This is a genomic window from Rhizobium sp. P1_C7, assembly GCF_056406295.1.
Genome location: NZ_JBFUAL010000005.1, coordinates 179179 through 197426, shown reverse-complemented (window position 1 = coordinate 197426; position 18248 = coordinate 179179). Strand labels below are relative to the sequence as shown.

The 18248-nt window shown below is 61.5% G+C and carries 16 protein-coding genes and 1 pseudogene; 10 read left to right on the top strand and 7 right to left on the bottom strand.

Annotated features, from left to right (window positions below):
• Positions 1-30 precede the first annotated feature (30 nt).
• The 5 genes from AC1D2R_RS09725 to ade all read left to right on the top strand — a co-directional run bounded on the left by AC1D2R_RS09725 (position 31) and on the right by ade (position 6001).
• Positions 31-786 carry a HugZ family pyridoxamine 5'-phosphate oxidase gene (locus AC1D2R_RS09725; protein ID WP_477967074.1) on the top strand — a complete coding sequence of 252 codons (756 nt, stop codon included), beginning with the start codon at positions 31-33 and terminating at the stop codon, positions 784-786.
• A gap of 100 nt (positions 787-886) precedes the next feature.
• Positions 887-1204 carry an ArsR/SmtB family transcription factor gene (locus AC1D2R_RS09720; RefSeq protein ID WP_477967073.1) on the top strand — a complete coding sequence of 106 codons (318 nt, stop codon included), beginning with the start codon at positions 887-889 and terminating at the stop codon, positions 1202-1204.
• Positions 1205-1462: 258 nt separating this feature from the next.
• Positions 1463-2791: an omega-aminotransferase AptA gene (gene aptA / locus AC1D2R_RS09715; RefSeq protein ID WP_477967072.1), complete on the top strand. Its 1329-nt coding sequence runs from the start codon at positions 1463-1465 to the stop codon at positions 2789-2791.
• Between the two features lie 253 nt (positions 2792-3044).
• Positions 3045-4160 (top strand): branched-chain amino acid ABC transporter substrate-binding protein, encoded by a 1116-nt coding sequence (locus tag AC1D2R_RS09710; RefSeq protein WP_477967071.1) that lies wholly within the window; start codon positions 3045-3047, stop codon positions 4158-4160.
• Between the two features lie 143 nt (positions 4161-4303).
• Entirely contained in the window at positions 4304-6001 is a 1698-nt protein-coding gene (gene ade / locus AC1D2R_RS09705; RefSeq protein WP_477967070.1) for an adenine deaminase, read from the top strand.
• Positions 6002-6269: 268 nt separating this feature from the next.
• Here ade and bglA read toward each other — a convergent pair whose 3' ends face one another.
• Positions 6270-7922, bottom strand: a complete 1653-nt coding sequence (bglA, locus tag AC1D2R_RS09700; RefSeq protein WP_477967069.1) for a beta-galactosidase BglA — start codon at positions 7920-7922, stop codon at positions 6270-6272.
• Positions 7923-8126: 204 nt separating this feature from the next.
• Here bglA and AC1D2R_RS09695 point away from each other — a divergent pair, with 204 nt between their 5' ends.
• Together AC1D2R_RS09695 and AC1D2R_RS09690 are read left to right on the top strand one after the other, a co-directional pair.
• A complete protein-coding gene (locus AC1D2R_RS09695) occupies positions 8127-9047 on the top strand; it encodes a sugar kinase (RefSeq protein ID WP_477967068.1) in 921 nt (306 codons plus the stop codon).
• Between the two features lie 175 nt (positions 9048-9222).
• Positions 9223-10395 carry a glycosyltransferase family 4 protein gene (locus AC1D2R_RS09690; RefSeq protein ID WP_477967067.1) on the top strand — a complete coding sequence of 391 codons (1173 nt, stop codon included), beginning with the start codon at positions 9223-9225 and terminating at the stop codon, positions 10393-10395.
• 239 nt (positions 10396-10634) lie between these two features.
• Here AC1D2R_RS09690 and AC1D2R_RS09685 read toward each other — a convergent pair whose 3' ends face one another.
• A complete protein-coding gene (locus AC1D2R_RS09685) occupies positions 10635-11852 on the bottom strand; it encodes an MFS transporter (protein ID WP_477967066.1) in 1218 nt (405 codons plus the stop codon).
• A gap of 264 nt (positions 11853-12116) precedes the next feature.
• Here AC1D2R_RS09685 and AC1D2R_RS09680 point away from each other — a divergent pair, with 264 nt between their 5' ends.
• On the top strand, positions 12117-12350 hold the full coding sequence (locus AC1D2R_RS09680) for a hypothetical protein (RefSeq protein WP_477967065.1): 234 nt from the start codon (positions 12117-12119) through the stop codon (positions 12348-12350).
• 113 nt (positions 12351-12463) lie between these two features.
• Here AC1D2R_RS09680 and der read toward each other — a convergent pair whose 3' ends face one another.
• The 4 genes from der to AC1D2R_RS09660 form a co-directional block, all read right to left on the bottom strand.
• Positions 12464-13885: a ribosome biogenesis GTPase Der gene (gene der, locus AC1D2R_RS09675; protein WP_477967064.1), complete on the bottom strand. Its 1422-nt coding sequence runs from the start codon at positions 13883-13885 to the stop codon at positions 12464-12466.
• A 15-nt stretch (positions 13886-13900) separates the two neighbouring features.
• The gene (locus tag AC1D2R_RS09670; protein WP_477967063.1) at positions 13901-14584 is read right to left on the bottom strand and encodes a tetratricopeptide repeat protein; all 684 of its coding nucleotides are present in this window, start codon (positions 14582-14584) and stop codon (positions 13901-13903) included.
• A gap of 104 nt (positions 14585-14688) precedes the next feature.
• Entirely contained in the window at positions 14689-15273 is a 585-nt protein-coding gene (locus tag AC1D2R_RS09665; protein ID WP_477967062.1) for an NnrU family protein, read from the bottom strand.
• Between the two features lie 27 nt (positions 15274-15300).
• Positions 15301-15504 (bottom strand): hypothetical protein, encoded by a 204-nt coding sequence (locus AC1D2R_RS09660; RefSeq protein WP_477967257.1) that lies wholly within the window; start codon positions 15502-15504, stop codon positions 15301-15303.
• Here AC1D2R_RS09660 and AC1D2R_RS09655 point away from each other — a divergent pair.
• Together AC1D2R_RS09655 and AC1D2R_RS09650 are read left to right on the top strand one after the other, a co-directional pair.
• Positions 15424-16386 carry a polysaccharide deacetylase family protein gene (locus tag AC1D2R_RS09655; RefSeq protein WP_477967245.1) on the top strand — a complete coding sequence of 321 codons (963 nt, stop codon included), beginning with the start codon at positions 15424-15426 and terminating at the stop codon, positions 16384-16386. The genes AC1D2R_RS09660 and AC1D2R_RS09655 overlap by 81 nt on opposite strands.
• Positions 16387-16417: 31 nt before the next feature.
• Positions 16418-16777: pseudogene (locus AC1D2R_RS09650) on the top strand (DNA helicase); the annotation flags it as partial.
• A gap of 144 nt (positions 16778-16921) precedes the next feature.
• Here the strand turns inward: AC1D2R_RS09650 and bacA are convergent.
• Positions 16922-18187 (bottom strand): bacteroid development protein BacA, encoded by a 1266-nt coding sequence (gene bacA / locus AC1D2R_RS09645; RefSeq protein WP_477967061.1) that lies wholly within the window; start codon positions 18185-18187, stop codon positions 16922-16924.
• Between the last annotated feature and the right edge of the window lie 61 nt (positions 18188-18248).

Genomic DNA, 18248 nt, shown 5'->3' with positions numbered 1-18248 from the left:
CGGATGCTCCACTTCCGCCAGAAAGTGGACATGAAAGATCAACCTTCCGTTCTCAGGGAAACGGACGGAGAGGCGCGCAAGCTTGCTCGCACCCTTCTCCGCTCCGCCCGCTACGCCGCCATTGCCGTTCTCGACCCCGAAACGGGGTTTCCGTTTGCAAGCCGCGTGCTCCTCGGCACCGACATCGATGGTGTTCCCGTCATTCTCGTATCCGGCCTGTCGGCGCACACCCATGCGCTCGACGCCGATCCCCGCGCATCGTTGCTGACCGGCGAACCCGGCAAGGGCGACCCGCTCGCCCATGCGCGGCTGACGACGCAGTGCCGCGCCGAACCGGTGGAGCGCGTTGGCACGGACCACGCACGAATTCGCGGCCGCTTTCTGAACCGCCACGCCAAGGCAAAGCTCTACATCGACTTCCCGGATTTCCGTTTCTTCCGGCTTGTGCCGCAATCGGCGAGCATGAACGGCGGGTTCGGCCGAGCCTACGTTCTGGAGGGTGCGGATCTGATGATTCGTTCGAGTGCGAACGAAACACTGGCGACCCGATCTGAGGAGATATTGCACGACCTGCTGGCAAAATACCCCACACTCGCGAGGCAAGCCGCACTCACCCTGAAAGGCCCAGACCGTCAAGCTTGGGGTATTTGCGGGCTGGATTGCGGTGGGTTTGACCTGATTTCAGGTGACGTTCTGTTGCGTTACGAGCTTGAAACTGTCGCACAGTCGGTTGCAGAACTTTATTCACACATATCTAACATAAAATACTCAATACCTCAAATTTAGCTATATACAATCTTGAGAGGGTGTTGCTAGTTTTCAGCGTCAGTCAATTTGAGGCAGACGCGTGGTTTTTTGAAATCAGTTTCACATCGGGAAGACGATTATGGACACAATTGATTTGGCCGCAAACACGAACGTTGCGGCAGCTTTATTATCGGCAATGGCCAATCCCAAAAGGCTTCTTATCCTCTGCAATCTGGTGAAGGGCGAAATTCCGGTCGGTGTTTTGGCGACCGAGGTCGGTCTCAGCCAATCAGCGTTGTCCCAGCATCTTTCGAAACTCCGGGCGCAGAAGCTCGTCAAGACGCGCCGTGATGCGCAGACGATCTACTATTCCAGCACTTCCGATCAGGTCATCCGTATCCTGGAAACGCTGACGCAAATCTACGCCGAGCCGGTCCGTGCCAAGTCGGCAGCCTGACAAGCCTATCGCTGGCACCGCTTTAGGCCGCCCCGGTAGAGCGACACGCATTTTCAGTCGTTTGTTATATTCTGGACTGGCAAACCTCTGTTTGCCAGTCGTTTTTTGTGAGGCGTGCCTTTTGAGGGCACCAACGCAAAGTCATGTGTCCTCCGCTTGACGCCCCGGGATGCGCTGATAATTTGACCGGGCAGTAAAAAAACGGTGCTTCGCTAGCCAATACCGGGAACGGCCTCCGAAACGGCCATGGAGAACAGCATGTCCAATCGCCTCAATGCCACGCCAAACGACCTTCGCGCCTTTTGGATGCCCTTCACCGCGAACCGTCAGTTCAAGAAGGAGCCTCGGCTCTTCGTCGGCGCCAAGGACATGTACTACACCACCCATGACGGCCGTCAGGTGCTGGACGGCACCGCTGGCCTGTGGTGCGTCAATGCCGGCCACTGCCGTACGAAGATCACCGAAGCGATCGGCGCGCAGGCTGGCGAACTCGATTACGCGCCAGCCTTCCAGCTCGGCCACCCCAAGGCCTTCGAACTGGCGAACCGTCTGGTCGATCTCGCGCCGGAGGGTTTGGACCACGTTCTCTACACCAACTCCGGTTCCGAATCCGTGGAGACCGCGCTGAAGGTGGCGCTCGCCTACCACCGCGTGAAGGGCAACGGCTCACGCTTCCGCCTGATCGGCCGCGAGCGCGGCTATCACGGCGTCAACTTCGGTGGCATCTCCGTCGGCGGCATCGTCTCCAACCGCAAGATGTTCGGCACGCTTCTGACCGGCGTCGATCACATGCCGCACACCCATCAGCCCGGCAAGAACAGCTTCACCAACGGCCAGCCCGAACACGGCGGCGACATCGCTTCCGAGCTGGAGCGCATCGTCACGCTGCATGACGCTTCCACGATTGCCGCCGTCATCGTCGAGCCGGTTTCGGGCTCCACGGGCGTCCTGATCCCGCCGAAGGGCTATCTGCAGAAGCTTCGCGAGATCTGCACCAAGCACGGCATCCTGCTGATCTTCGACGAGGTCATCACCGGCTTCGGCCGCCTCGGCGCGCCTTTCGCGGCCCAGTATTACGACGTCAAGCCCGACATGATTACGACAGCCAAGGGCCTGACCAACGGCGTCATCCCGATGGGGGCGGTCTTCGTCACCTCCGAGATCCATGATGCCTTCATGGAGGGCCCGGAGCACATGATCGAGTTCATGCATGGCTACACCTACTCCGGCAACCCGATCGCCTCGGCTGCCGCGCTTGCGACGCTCGACGTCTACAAGGAAGAGGGCCTTCTCACCCGCGCCGCCGAGCTTTCGGACTACTGGGCGGAGGCGCTGCACTCGCTGAAGGACTGCCCGAACGTCATCGACATCAGGAACACCGGCCTGATCGGCGCGATCGAGCTCGACCCGATCGCCGGCGAGCCAACGAAACGCGCCTTCACCGCTTTCCTGAAGGCCTATGAAAAGGGCCTCCTGATCCGCACGACAGGCGACATCATCGCACTCTCACCGCCGCTGATCATCGAGAAGCACCATATCGACGAGCTTTTCGGCAAGCTGCGCGAAATTCTGCAGAACAACATCTAGACTACGCGTCCAGGGTCCGTTTTTGTCAATTCAGGCGAAAACGGACCCTGTTTTTTTATCTTCTTGCGTATTCGGCGGTAAATTCCTAAGAAACTTGCCGTGCGCCCATCGAAGCCAAACATGGCAGGCGGGCACATTCGCCGCGCGCGATCCGTCGTCTCTTGGCGCATCCCCTTGCGGGCTGTTGTACGACTTGGGTAGCCGCCGCGGCCGAAAAGTCGCGGGTTTGTAACCCACCCAAGGAGATAGAGAAATGAACCTCAAGACATTGTCGGGCGCGACCATCCTCGCCTCCCTCGCCTCCCTCGCCTTTGCGCCGCTTGCCCATGCAGACATCACCATCGGATTGATCGCGCCGCTGACCGGCCCGGTCGCCGCCTATGGCGACCAGGTGAAGAACGGCGCCCAGACCGCAGTTGACGAAATCAACAAGAGCGGCGGCATCCTCGGCGAAAAAGTCATTCTGAAATACGCTGACGACGCGGGCGAGCCCAAGCAGGGCGTATCGGCGGCAAACCAGATCGTCGGCGACGGCATCCGCTTCGTGGTCGGCCCGGTTACATCGGGCGTTGCCATTCCGGCTTCCGACGTGCTTGCCGAAAATGGCGTGCTGATGGTCACTCCGACTGCCACCGCACCCGACCTGACGAAGCGTGGCCTCACAAACATCCTGCGCACCTGCGGCCGCGACGATCAGCAGGCGGAAGTCGCCGCCAACTACGTTCTGAAGAACTTCAAGGACAAGCGCGTCGCGATCATCAACGACAAGGGCGCCTACGGCAAGGGCCTGGCCGACAGTTTCAAGGCCACGCTGAACGCTGGCGGCATCAAGGAAGTTCTCGACGACGCACTGAGCCCGGGCGACAAGGACTTCAGCGCATTGACAACCCGTCTCAAGGCCGAGAAGGTCGACGTCGTCTACTTCGGCGGTTACCACCCGGAAGGCGGCCTTCTTGCCCGCCAGCTGCATGACCTCTCCGTCAACGCCACGATCATCGGCGGCGATGGCCTGTCGAACAGCGAGTTCTGGAACATCGGCACGGATGCTGCGGCCGGAACTGTCTTCACCAATGCCATGGACGCAACCAAGAGCCCCGACTCCAAGGCAGCAGCCGACGCACTGAAGGCCAAGGGCATCCCGGCGGAAGCCTTCACGCTCAACGCCTATGCCGCCGTCGAAGTTTTGAAGGCCGGCATCGAGAAGGCCGGCAGTGCCGAAGATGCGGAAGCCGTTGCCACGGCTCTGAAGAGCGGCGAGCCTGTTGCGACCGCAATCGGCAAGCTGACCTATGGCGAAACGGGCGACCTGACCTCGCAGAGCTTCGCCCTCTACAAGTGGGAAGCCGGCAAGATCGTCCCGGCTGAATAGGCCCAGCCTTTTCGATACAGCATTCACCGGGCGCCTTTATCGGGCGCCCGATTTCGTTTGTGGAGCGAGCGCTCAGCGAATGCGGCGACCTCGCTTTGCCCGACATATGGGCTATAGTTCACCGCAATCAGAACGAGGACGCCATGACCGCAAAGCTCGAACGCCTTATCGACCAGGGAACCGGCCGACAGCCTGCCGATATCGTGCTCAAGGGCGGCCGCTTCTTCGATCTTGTCACCGGCGAACGTGTGGTTTCAGATATCGCCATATCAGGCGACCGCATCGTCGGCACCTGCGGCAGCTATCAGGGCGAGACCGAGATCGACATAGCGGGCAGGACAGTCGTGCCCGGCTTCATCGACACGCATCTGCACATCGAATCCTCCCTCGTCACGCCGCACGAATTCGATCGCTGCGTCCTGCCTTATGGCGTCACGACCGTCATCTGCGATCCGCACGAAATCGCCAACGTGCTGGGCACCGAGGGCATCGAGTTCTTTCTGGATTCGGCGCTGCACACGATCATGGACATCCGCGTCCAGCTCTCCTCCTGCGTTCCCGCCACGCATCTCGAAACCTCTGGCGCCGACCTCCCCATCGAGAAGCTGCTGCCGTTTCGCGATCACCCCAAGGTCATCGGTCTGGCCGAGTTCATGAATTTCCCGGGCGTGATCCACAAGGATCCGATCTGCATGGCCAAGCTTGCTGCCTTCCAGGGCGATCATATCGATGGCCACGCACCGTTGCTGAGAGGCAACGACCTCAACGGCTACCTGTCGGCCGGCATTCGAACCGAGCACGAATGCACGACCGCCGAAGAGGCATTGGAGAAGATCCGCAAGGGCATGCACATTCTGGTGCGAGAAGGTTCCGTCTCCAAGGACCTGGCAGCCCTGATGCCAATCATCACCGAGCGCCTGTCGCCGTTCATCGCGCTCTGCACCGACGACCGCAATCCGCTCGACATCGCCGAGCAGGGACATCTCGACTACATGATCCGCACGGCAATCAAGAATGGCGTCGCGCCGCTTGCCGTCTACCGCGCCGCCTCGATCTCGGCTGCGAGCGCCTTCGGGCTCCGCGACCGAGGTCTCGTGGCGCCGGGCTGGCGCGCCGACCTCGTCGTTGTCGACAGCCTGGAGAACTGCAGGGCCGAGATGGTCTTCTCGGCCGGACGCAAGGTCACCGCCGAGCTCTTTGCCACCCGCAAACAGGTGGCGCCCGTCGGGCTCGACAGCGTCAAGGCCCGCCCCGTCAACACCGCCCACTTCGGCGTGCCGGTTGCCGATGGCGAAACGCCCGTCATCGGTGTCATGCCCGGGAAGATCATCACCGAGCACCGCCGCTACCGGCTGCCGGTCAAGGGCAACCAGACATCGGTCGACCTTGCCAACGACATCATCAAGGTCGCCGTCATCGAGCGCCACGGCAAGAACGGCAACCACGCCAACGGCTTCGTCCAGGGCTTCGGCCTGAAGAAGGGCGCGATCGCCTCCACCGTCGGCCATGACAGCCACAACATCTGTGTCGTCGGCGTCAGCGAAGACGACATGGCGCTTGCAGCCAATCGTCTCGGCGAGATCAAGGGAGGCTTCGTGGTGGTCGAAGACGGCAAGGTCACCGGCGAGATCGCCCTGCCCGTCGCCGGCCTGATGAGCCTCGAACCCCATGAAAGCGTCCGCGACACGCTCCACCATCTGCGCAAGGCCGCCTATGCGCTCGGAACCACCCTGGAGGAGCCCTTCCTGCAGGTCGCGTTCCTGCCGCTACCGGTCATTCCGCACCTGAAGATCTCGGACAAGGGGATGGTGGACGTCGACAAGTTTGCGCTGATCGGGTGAACGCCGGCCATCGGCTACTTCGTGGGATCACGCCGCATGGCGCCTTGTCGTCAAGTCGAGGCCAAACGCCTTCAGTACCGCCAGCATGGTTTCCAGGGTCGGATTGCCGCGCTTGCTGAGCGCGACATGGACATATTCGCGCGCCATCCACGGTTCCCCTGGCGCGCGCAATCACCCGAGCGCGGCCGCGATCAATTTCGCATCGCCTGTCTAAAAAACCTCGTCCGAATTTTCGCTGTCCGTCTATCGCAGGAAGGCGCGACCGGACCTAAGCGTTCACCCGCGCGCAAAACGCATCCAGCGCCCCAAGCTTCACGGCTCCCGCGCCGGCGACCGCTGCACCTCCCGGCATGGGAAGCCTGTCGCCGAGCACCATGCCCGCCGGAAGCTGGAACTGCGCCGGCTGCCGCGTCAGGTTGAAGATGAACAGCAGCGTCTCTCCAGCCTTCCTCCGCGTGAATGCCAACAGATCCTGGTTGGTATCGATGAACTCCATGTCACCGTCGATCAACGCCGGGCGGCTTTTCCGGAAGGCGAGCGTCTGGCGGTAGTGATGGAGCACAGACGCCTCGTCCGTCTCCTGCGTATCGACCGAAAGTGCCGCCTGTTCGTAGGGCACAGGCAGCCAGGCCTTTTCAGCCGCCGTAAAACCGGCGTGCGCCTTGGCGGCCTCCCACGGCATCGGGGTGCGGCATCCGTCGCGCCCCTTGAAGGCCGGCCAGAAGCGGATGCCATAGGGATCCCGCAGGTCCTCGAAGGCAAGCTCGGCCTCCGGCAGCCCCAGTTCCTCTCCCTGATAGAGGCAGATCGAGCCGCGCAGCGCCGCAAGCACGGAGATCGCCAGCTTTGCGACGACAGGCCGCTCCGCCTCGGTCTTGGCAAAGCGACTGACATGGCGATTGACGTCATGATTGGAGAAGGCCCAGCACACCCAGCCGTCCGCCACCGCCTTCTGGAAGGCATCGACGCAGTTGCGGATGTGCACTGCACTGAAATCGGGCCCGAGCAGGTCGAAGGTGTAGCACATGTGCAGCTTGTCACCGCCGCTCGTATAGGCCGCGACCGTCTTCAGCGAACGCGCGCCGTCGCCCACTTCGCCGACGGTTGCCCGATCCTCGTAGCGGTCCAGCAACGCGCGAAAACGCCGAAGGAAGCCGATATTCTCCGGCTGCGTCTTGTCGTAGAGGTGGTTTTGCATGCCATAGGGGTTAGAATCCGGCGCATCGAGCCCTGCATCCCCGGTATCGGGCTCGTGCGGAGGATTGCTCCGCAGCAGCTTGTCGCAGAAATAGTAGTTCACCGTGTCGAGGCGAAAGCCGTCCACGCCGCGATCCAGCCAGAATCTCACCGTTTCAAGCAGGGCATCCTGCACGTCATTGCTGTGGAAATTGAGGTCTGGCTGCGAGGTCAGGAAGTTGTGCTGGTAGTATTGCCGGCGCACGCCGTCCCACTCCCAGCCTGGTCCGCCGAAGATCGAGAGCCAGTTGTTCGGCGCCGTGCCATCCGGCTTCGGATCCGCCCAGACGTACCAGTCGGCCTTGGGATTGGTCCGGCTCGAACGACTCTCCACGAACCAGGGATGGACATCCGCGGTGTGGGAAATCACCTGGTCGATGACGACCTTGATGCCGAGCGCATGGGCGGCGGCCATCATCGCGTCGAAGTCGGCAAGCGTCCCGAAAATCGGGTCTACGTCGCAATAGTCCGACACGTCGTAGCCCATATCGGCCATCGGTGACTTGAAGAAAGGCGACAGCCAGATCGCGTCGACGCCAAGGGATGCGATATAGGGAAGACGCTGGGTAATCCCTTTCAGATCGCCGATCCCGTCGCCATTGGTATCCTGAAACGACCGGGGATAAACCTGATAGACAACCGCGCCACGCCACCAATCCGCATTCCCGCTCGCTTGCAATGCCATCTGCCGTCGTTCCCCGCGCGATTTGACTCGGCCTTGAGACTAAAGCGCACGGCACAAAAGACAACCGCACGCCGCCATTTTGCGCGCCTCAGGCGGCCGGCATCGCATAGCCGCGCTTTTGCATCCTCTTCTCCATCTTGCCGCGCTTGTCACGAACCGTCTCAACGCGTATCAGCGAAGCACGGGAATTCAGGGAGGCCGTCGTTGAGCGCACGTTTTCTATCAATCGGTGAGTGCATGGTGGAGCTTTCGCAGGCCGGCGCCGGCTTGTTGAGAAAGGGCTTTGCCGGAGATACGCTGAACACGGCCTGGTATGCCCGTGCCTGCCTCCCGCCTGCATGGACGGTCGACTACTGTACGGCGCTTGGCGACGATGCCATGTCCGACGAAATGATCGCCTTCTTCAAGGATGCGGACATCGGTACCGACCTGATCCGCCGCATCAAGGGCAAGGCGCCGGGCCTCTATATGATCAGCCTCAAAGACGGGGAGCGTTCATTCAGCTACTGGCGCGACAGTTCGGCGGCCCGCCAGCTTGCTGCCGATCCCGATTTCCTGCGCCGGGCGATCGAGGTGAGCGACGTGATCTATTTCTCCGGCATCACGCTCGCGATCCTGTCGCGCGGCGACGCCGATACGCTGCTTGCCGAGGTTCGACGCGCGAAGGCCGCCGGCAAGCTCGTCGCCTTCGACCCGAACATCCGCCCGCGGCTCTGGTCGAGCTACGACGAGATGCACGCGACGATCAGCGAAGGTGCGCGCGCCTCGACCCTCGTCATGCCGGGCTTTGATGACGAGGCTGCCCATTTCGGCGACGTGTCCATCGACGCGACGATCCACCGATACAAAGCGCTTGGCTCCGCTCATGTCGTCGTCAAGAACGGGGCGGAAGGTGCGACCCTGAATTTCGACGGCAACGAAAGCTTCGTGCCTGCGGAGAAGGTGACCGAGGTCGTGGACACCACCAGCGCCGGCGACAGTTTCAACGGCGCGTTTCTGGCCCGCTACCTCGAAACGAAGGATGCGCCCAAGGCGGCTCGCTTTGCGGCAAGGATCGCTGCGCGCGTGGTCAGCGAACACGGTGCTTTGGTGGCCAGGGAAAAGCTCGGGCTGGCAGAGACTTAGCGTCCGGAAGCGCAGACCTGACGGCGACGAGAACGGTCCCGATCGGGCACCCGGCAGCACTGTAATATTTCCATCATCGACACGGCTCAAAATGAGATCGCGGGAATCGATCATCCGAGCCCGCCCGGAGCCATGCGCCGTCATCCGGTAACCGGCGCGGATGAAGGTCGGGGTCATGCTGCAACGTCTGTCGAACATCCCTCACGGCGAAAATGCCGCCGCATTGCCATTGGACAAACCGGAGCGGCTGGTCATCGTCAGCGATGCTTGGCACCCGCAGGTCAACGGCGTCGTTCGCTCGATCGAGAATACCAACCGCGAGCTTGCAAAGCTGGCGATCGAGGTTGCGATGGTGACGCCGCAGGGCTTCAGAAGCATCCCCTGCCCGACCTATCCGGAAATCCGTCTCTCGATCGCAAGCTACCGCAGGGTGGCAAGAGAGATACGAAAGCACAAGCCGTCGTACGTGCACATCGCCACGGAGGGCCCGCTGGGGCTGACGGCGAGGCGCTGGTGCCTGAAGAACCGGATGCCGTTCTCGACCAGCTACCACACCCGCTTTCCGGAATATGTCGCTGCCCGCCTGCCTATTCCCAAGAGCTGGCTCTATGCCTTCGTGCGGTGGTTCCACAATGCCGGCGCTGCCTGCATGGTGGCAACGCCAAGCCTCGCGCAGGAGCTCGCCGACAAGGGTATCCGCAACCTGGTACCCTGGAGCCGCGGCATCGACGCCAACCAGTTTCACCCCGCGGCACCAGAGGATCGGCCTTTCGGCCTGCAGCGGCCGATTTTCATGACCGTCGGCCGTGTCGCGCTGGAAAAGAACCTGCCTGCCTTTCTCAATCTCGACCTGCCCGGCTCGAAGGTCGTCGTCGGCGACGGCCCTGCCCGTGCCGAGCTCGAGAAGCGCTATCCCGGCGTGCTCTTCACCGGCCTGAAGTTCGGGGAGGAACTGGCCGGGATCTATGCGCAGGCAGATGTCTTCGTCTTCCCGTCGCTGACCGACACCTTCGGCAATACGATCCTCGAAGCGCTGGCGTCCGGAGTTCCGGTTGCCGCCTACCCTGTCACCGGTCCGCTCGACATTATCGGTGAAGACAGCGAGGTAGGCGCACTCGACGAGGACCTTCGGTCGGCCTGCCTTTCCGCGCTGTCCTGTTCGCGCGAACAAGCGCGAGCGCTTGCCACGCAGTACTCCTGGGAGGCGGCAACCCAACAGTTCATCAACAACATTCGTGCGGCCAACGGCGTCTTCACGCCAAAATGGAAGAAAGCCTGGCAGTTTGCCGCCAAGTCGCTGCCGAGAAACAAGAGGCTCGGCGACCCGGATGCGGCGTCACCGGTCTAGGGGCCCCCGGCGGCCTATATGGCTGCAGTCTGAGGAACTTGCTGAATGTTCGTCGCTTATGCATTGCACCTCCTGCAGTGGCATACGGTGCGCAAAGCTCACTCCTTCACTCTCGCCCCTGTGGCGGAAATCCGGCCACGGCGCGTCCGCCGTGAAAACAGTCTATTGCGTTCAAGGACTTCAAAGCGCGACGAGCACAGGTAAGAGGGCGATAGAGAGAAGCCAAGCAGGAGCCTCTGTCACCCCGGCATCACGATCGCCTGCCGGCGTCTCTCGCTCGGTAGAGCCGGAAACGCCAGTGCAACCGCTGCCGCGCCGAGGCCGACCATCGCGGAGCCGATGAACAGCCATGAGTAGTTGGCAAAGGTATCGAATATCCAGCCGCCTATGAGGGGACCGAGCGCCATGCCGAGGCTGGACAGCATCGTCGCCGCACCGAACACCGTGCCTATGATGCGCGGTCCGAAATACTCGCGCGCCAGAACCGCATAAAGCGGCATGACGCCGCCATAGGCGCTGCCGAAGATCACGGCCAAGAAGTAGAATTCGCCCAGTCGGCTGACGAAGAGATAGGCGGCCAGCGCAATGGCTTGGACCAACAGGCCGGCGACAATGACCGGCTTCACGCCGATCCTGTCGGCGAGCCCGCCGTAAAGCAGACGACCGCCAAGCCCCGCCAGTCCCTCGACGCTGTAGATGCTGACCGCCGCCATCGGCGCAACGCCGCAGATCGTCGCGTAGCTCACCATGTGGAAGATCGGCCCCGAATGCGCTGCACAGCAGGCGAAGAACGTCAGACCAAGGACGAGGAATTGCGGCGAACGGAACACCTGCAACAACGCAGGCCGGCCGCCCTCGGCCGCGATGCCGGCCTCGCCTTCATCGGTGGCGGCTGCTGGCGGCTTGCGCACGAGCAGCGCTGCCGGCACCAGAAGGACCCAGGCCGAAACGCCGATGATGAGCATCGCCGTGCGCCAATCATAGGCCGAGATGAGCCATCGGGCCATGGGCGAGATGGTCATCGGTGCAACGCCCATGCCGGCGGAAACGAGGGAGACCGCAAGGCTGCGGTTCGTGTCGAACCATGCCGTCGTGGCAGCGATCACCGGAGCGAAGAACGTGCTGGCGGCGAGACCGACCAGGATGCCGTAGGTCAGCTGAAATTGCACGAGTGTTCCCGCACGGCTCGCCAGCACCAGCGCAAGGCCGAGCAGCGCCGATCCAATCAGCACGACGACACGCGGACCGAAGCGGTCGCTTGCCGCGCCCCACATGAACCCGCCAATGCCCATGACGATGAAATTGAGCGTCATCGCACTCGCGATGCCGAGGTGTGACCAGCCGGTGTCCATTGCGATGGGTCCCTGGAAAATGGCCAGCGAAAACATTGCACCAAGCGCAACGCAGGTCATCAACGCACCCGCGCCGACGATAACCCAGCGATAGGAATTACTCATAGCCCGCAACCTCCATGACGACGTTATCCGATCCGCTCCCAGGCGCTAGACCTTCCGTCCTCGGCCCTTACGACCTTAAGACGTTTGATCGTCGGCATATTCGACAGCCCCCTGCAACTTTCTACGCCGAGACCTCCGGTTGCAAGAGGCCGCGCATTCGCAGGCTGCGCACGAGGGATCAGAACAAATCCACAGCCGAAAGCAGTAATATTAGACAAAATGGGAGCGCCATGAAATTGTAATAACAATAGAATCGGAAGGTACATGTCTGGAGAACGTTATTTATTCGACGCACAATCGCATAAGGCCGTCATGTATCAGGCCGGCGACCATCTATACCCTATCGCGGGCAATAAAGCCGAGCACTGGGTGTCGGGCGACTACATTTTCTGCTTGAGTACGCAAAAAATCTCGTTCTGGGTTCTGGGAAATGATGTCTACGGTCACCTCGGCAGCGGGGAATTGACCCGTGAACCGATCTATTACTTCGGAAGCTAAAGCCCGTGAGGGCCAACAACAAGATTTGCTGCATCCGTCGCCATTCGCCTGAGGCGACGGCAAATGTCCGGCTGTTCAGCCGCAGGACGCGGCCGAACCACTCTCATCATCGACTACGTCCGCCGCTTCTTCGACTCGTACGGGTTTTCCGGCGAGCGATAATGGATGCGGATCGGCACGCTCGGCATGTCGAAATCCACGCGCAGGCTGTTGATCAGATAGCGCGTATAGGATTCCGGCAGCGCGTCGGAGCGCGTGCAGGAGATCATGAACGCCGGTGGGCGAGCCTTGACCTGCGTCATGTACTTGAGCTTGAGACGGCGGCCGGAAACGGCCGGTGGCGGATGCTGTACCTGCTGCTGCTCGAGCCAGCGGTTGAGCTTGGCGGTCGAGATGCGCTTGTTCCAGACCATGTCCGTATCGATGATTGCCTGCATCAGCTTGTCTAGGCCGCGGCCGGTCTGGCCGGAGATCGGCACGGCGCGGATGCCGCGTGCCTGCGGCAGCAAGCGCTCGGTCTTTTCGCGCAGGTCGGCAAGCACGGCCTGCTGGTCCTCGATCATGTCCCACTTGTTGAAGGCGAGAACGGCGGCACGTCCCTCGCGGATCACCAGATCCACCAGCTGCAGATCCTGCTTTTCGAATGGAATGGTCGAATCGAAGACGATGACCACGGTTTCGGCAAAGCGGATGGAGCGCAGGGAATCGGCAACGGAGAGCTTTTCCAGCTTTTCCGTCACGCGCGCCTTGCGGCGCATGCCTGCGGTGTCGAACATCTTGATGGTACGGCCGCGCCAATCCCACTCAACCGAAATACTGTCACGGGTTATGCCAGCTTCCGGACCCGTCAGCAGACGATCTTCACCAAGGAAACGGTTGATCAGCGTCGACTTGCCGGCATTCGGGCGACCGATGATCGCCACGCGCAGCGGCTTGGTGTCGTCATAGGCCGGCTCGAAATCCTCGTCTTCTTCCAGATCCTGCGGGATGTCGACATTGGTGACGGCGACGTCGTCTTTTTCCTTCGGATACGCGCGGTCCTCGCCGATCGCCGCGACGATGGCGTCGCGCAGATCGAGCATCCCCTGCCCGTGTTCGGCCGAGATCGGCGTCGGCTCGCCGAGGCCGAGCGTATAGGCGTCGTAAAAACCGCCGTCGGAACCCTTGGCTTCCGCCTTGTTGGCAACCAGCACGACGGGCTTGCCGCGGCGACGCAGCATCTCCGCCAGATCCTTGTCGACTGGCGTGAGGCCGAACTTGGCATCGACGACGAACAGCGACAGGTCGGCCTCGTCGATCGCCGCTTCTGTCTGGGCGCGCATGCGGCCCTGCAGGCTTTCCTCGTGCGCCTCTTCGAGACCGGCGGTATCGATGATCGTGAAGTTCAGCCCCATGAGCCGCGCATCGCCGGGACGGCGGTCGCGGGTGACGCCGGGCGTGTCGTCGACAAGCGCCAGCTTCTTTCCAACCAGGCGGTTGAAAAGGGTCGACTTGCCGACATTCGGGCGACCAACGATCGCGACCGTAAAGCTCATTGAAATTCCTTAAACTCAGCCCTGTGCGGCGGGCGCCTTGCCGGATGCGGTAATGTTATCAAGCATCATCTGGGCGCGATTGGCAACATTGCGCGGGCTTTGCGCATCGTCGGCGATCGCCTGGAACCACTGGCGCGCCTGGGTCATGTTGCCGGCCTTGTAGGCGGCAACACCGAGCGCTTCGCGAGCGGAGTGGCGGAATGCGTTGGTCGGAACGGCCATTTCTTCGACATGGGCCGAAACCTGCTCGTAGGTGCCGGTCTCGATCAGCAGCCAGCCGGCCCGCATCTTGGCGGCATCGCGAATGGCCTCCGGCGCGGTGGCGTCCTTGCCGATCACATCGAGGGCAGCAACGGCGCCAGCCGTATCACCCTTCTGCGACAGCACCGTGGCAGCGCGCAGGCGGGCAAGCACCGGATAGGCGCCATGGCCTTCCTTTTCCAGCTTGTCGAGCGCGGCGATCGCCTCGTCGTTCTTGTTTGCGTCGGCAAGCTTCATGGCGGCAATGAACTGGTCGCCGGTGCCCGAAGACTGGTTGTCGTCCCAGTATTGGTAGACCTTGTAGCCGACAGTGCCCAGCACGATCAGAACGGCGATCGTAATCAGGTAGCGGCCGAACCGGCGCCACGCGCCTTTCATCTGGTCGGAACGCAGTTCCTCATTGACTTCACGAATGAAGCTGTCGTCGTTGAATGCCATTCTCGTCTCCGGCCGCGGATATGCCTAATCATGCGGGTTGCACGCACATTGTTGGGCCTTCTACCCCATTTTGCGGCAGTTGTAAGGGGGATGTGAAAGATTCGTCACATGGCGAGCGGCGAAACGCCGATCAACAACGCGTGCAGCTTGAAGGTGATCAGCGCCCAGGCAACGACGCCGATGATCACCGAATAGAAATCGTACTTTGCCGACACGAAGGGCCGCAGCGCTCCGTCGCCCGCCCGTTGGCGCCGTTTCAGCGAAATCCGCAGGATGACGCCCCAGGCCAGGAAAGCGCCGAACAAGAGCACCGAGGATGTCTCGCCATTGGCCAGCAGATGCGAAAGCGCCCAGATCTTCACCGACAGCACCATCGGGTGCTTGGTCTTGACTGCGATATGCCCCGCCGGCAGCAGCGAGGCGACCAGACAGATGACCGCAATCAGCATCAGCGCAATCGCAATATGCGCCATCCAGACAGGAGGATTGTACAGCATGCCCGTGACCTGCCGCGCCTGACCGAAGCCATAGATCAAGAGCACCAGCGTCAGGATACTGACGACCGAATAGCCCATTTTCCAGCCGCTCTCCCCAAGGCTTGTGATCATGGATTGGCGAAAGCCGGGTGCCACGACCCGCACCAGATGCAGCCCGAGGAAAAGTATGATGCCTGTTATGAGCAATGTCATGGATGCGCCTCCTGTGCGTAACCTGACTTAGCGGCAGGCGGGAAAAAACGCCAGCGTCACCGCAGCTTCGCCGCAATTCTGTAACAGGAAAGCCGCAAACAAATTGTCGCGGTGCTCATGTTTCGTCCCTTTTTCCAAGCCTCCCTCGCCTTGTCCCTGCTGATTCCGGCGGCCGCGGGTGCCGCCGACCAACCGAAGCAGTTGGTTATGATCTCCTTCGACGGTGCGCACGACAACGCATTATGGCAAAAGAGCCGCGAGATGGCGGCGAAGAACGGCGCGCACTTCACCTATTTCCTTTCCTGCACCTTCCTGATGAACCAGGCAGCCAAGAAGGCCTACCAGGCGCCGCATCAGAAACAGGGAAAGTCGAATGTCGGCTTTGCGCAGAGCGACGACGAAATCCGTGAGCGCTTGGGCAACATCTGGCATGCCCATCTCGAAGGCCACGACATCTCCAGCCACGCCTGCGGCCACTTCGACGGCCGCCAGTGGAGCGAGGCCGACTGGGCTGCGGAGTACGCGACCTTCCATGCGACGCTGAAGAACGCCTGGAAGGGCGTCGATCTCGAGGAGCCGAAGGGCTGGCAGGATCTGGTCGACCGCGGCATCCACGGCTTTCGCGCTCCCTACCTCTCGGCCACTGCAGGCGCCGACATGATCTCGGCGGAAAAGAAGGCGGGCTTCAGCTACGATGCGAGCCTCGTGACCAAGGGTCCGGCCATGCCCGTCGAGGAAGGCGGCATCATCCGCTTCGGCCTGCCGCTGATCCCGGAAGGCCCGCGCGAAAAGCCTGTTATCGGCATGGACTACAATCTCTTCGTCCGCCACTCCAACGGCGAGGAAGACAAGGCCGACACACGGGAATTCGAAGATCGCGCATACGCTGCTTTCAACGAGGCCTTCGACAAGCAGTATTCCGGCAACCGCATTCCGCTGCAGCTCGGCTTCCACTTCGTGGAGATGAACGGCGGCGCCTATTGGCGCGCGCTCGACAGGCTGGTGAGCGACGTCTGCCATCGCCAGGACGTCGCCTGCGTCAGCTATTCCGAAGCGATCCCAATGATCAAGGCACGAGGCAAGCTGCAGCAGGTGTCGGCATCGGGACTTTAGGCTCATTGGTTGGTCGTGTAGGCGGAGGCACTCGGATTTCGATGGTCCCGTCGAGTTCGAAAACTCGGACGCCATAATTGCCCGCCACATCATCGGACGGTTGAAAGCGGCACCTCGTGGCACCTTGGCGGTTGTGGACGACTTGCAGCTCCTTGATCAGAAGCGGGCTAATCCGGACCCGGTGACCCAGGTTCGCGCGTTGACGACGTTCGCCAAGGACGCCGGACCGATCATCGTCTTCACCTCCCAGATCGACCGGTCCTACGATCCATCGACGAAGTCGTGTCCGGATCTCGCCGACGTCCGACTGCCCAATCCGCTGGATCTTAAGCTGTTCGACAAGACCTGCTTTCTGCACGAGGGAGCAGTCCGGTTCCAAGCAGCAGGCTAGTGGCTGCATGGCGCACGCCTGCCGCCCGTTCGCTTCCGCGTTCCGCGAGCGTTTCTTCTGCATGAAAAGCGCCGCCCATCCCGTCCGATGCGCGGCGCTTAAATTCTTCGAGCTCTACCGTTCGGGAGAGGCTTCCCAATACAGTCAGCCGTCGGCGTGGACGATGCCGGGCTCGCGCTCGAGATAGCGCTGGTCGATGTCGGGCAGCGGCTCGCCGCCGATCGCTGATTCGAACGTCCGCAGGCGCTTGTAGATCGACAGCAGCTCGACGATCGTCGTCCACGAATTGACGAGATACTGGAACGAGCCGCGCACCTGGTCGAACACGTTGTTGATCTGCGTCAGCAGACCGAGGGTCAGCTTGCCGGCAACGATGGACGGCACGAGAACGATCAGGCTGAACAAGTTGTCCGCCTGCAGATAAAAAATGCGGGCGACGTTGAAGTACATATAGTTGAAATAGAGGCGGAAGTAGTTCCGGCGCACATTGGCGAACAACTCGGCGACCGTCGGCGGCGTCGCTCGGTCGGCATGGTCTTCGCCGTACACCAGTTCCTTGCGGTAGGACGCCTCGACGCGCTGGTTGCGGAATTCCAGACCCGGCAGCCTGATGCCGACAAAACCCAGAAACACCGTGCCGAAGATCGACCAGAAGAGCGCAGCCCAAACGAGCGCATGCGGCACTTCGCCGATCAGCGGCAGTTCGGTGATGCTGGCGCCGATCTTGAAAAGCACGGGCAGGAAGGCGATGAGCGTCATGACGGAGCTGACGAGGCTGACGCCGAGACTCTCCACGGTCGAGGAGAAGCGCATGGTGTCTTCCTGAACGCGCTGCGAGGCGCCTTCGATGTGACGAAGCTGCGGCCAATGCGCCATGTAGTACTCGTTCATAGCGGTGCGCCAGCGGAAGATCCAGTGGCTGACAAAGAAGAGGTTGAGCACGCCGACCGTGATCGCAATGAAGGCGATGCCGGCAAAGCCGAGCATCCCCAGATAGAGCTGTGCCGCCGTTACCGGGGCGGTCTTTGCCAACGCCTGCTGGATGAGATCGTAAAACGGCCCGTACCACGCGTTGATGGCGACGCTGACCTGAACCGAGAAGTAGGTGTTGAAGATGATCAGCGCCGATCCAAGCACCGACCACATCTGCCATCGGTGCGGGCTGTAGCTGAACCAGAATCCGGAGAATAGCGCAACCGCGATGGCATAATAGATATAGAACCATAGGAAGGGCGTCGACCAGAAGACCGAGGCCCCGATCGGAGCTTCCTGCCCTTCGGCGAGCGGCGGCAGGCCGACGACGGAACCGAGGCTGGAGCCTCCGAAATACCAGACGAGAACGGCAAGAAGCGCCCATGCCACGGCAGAGATGAAGAAGAGTTTCGGCTTTGGGAAATACGATACGAACACGGGATGCGTTGCTTTCCTGAACGGGAGTCTTCGGAGTCTCTAATAGACCAATTGCGGCGAA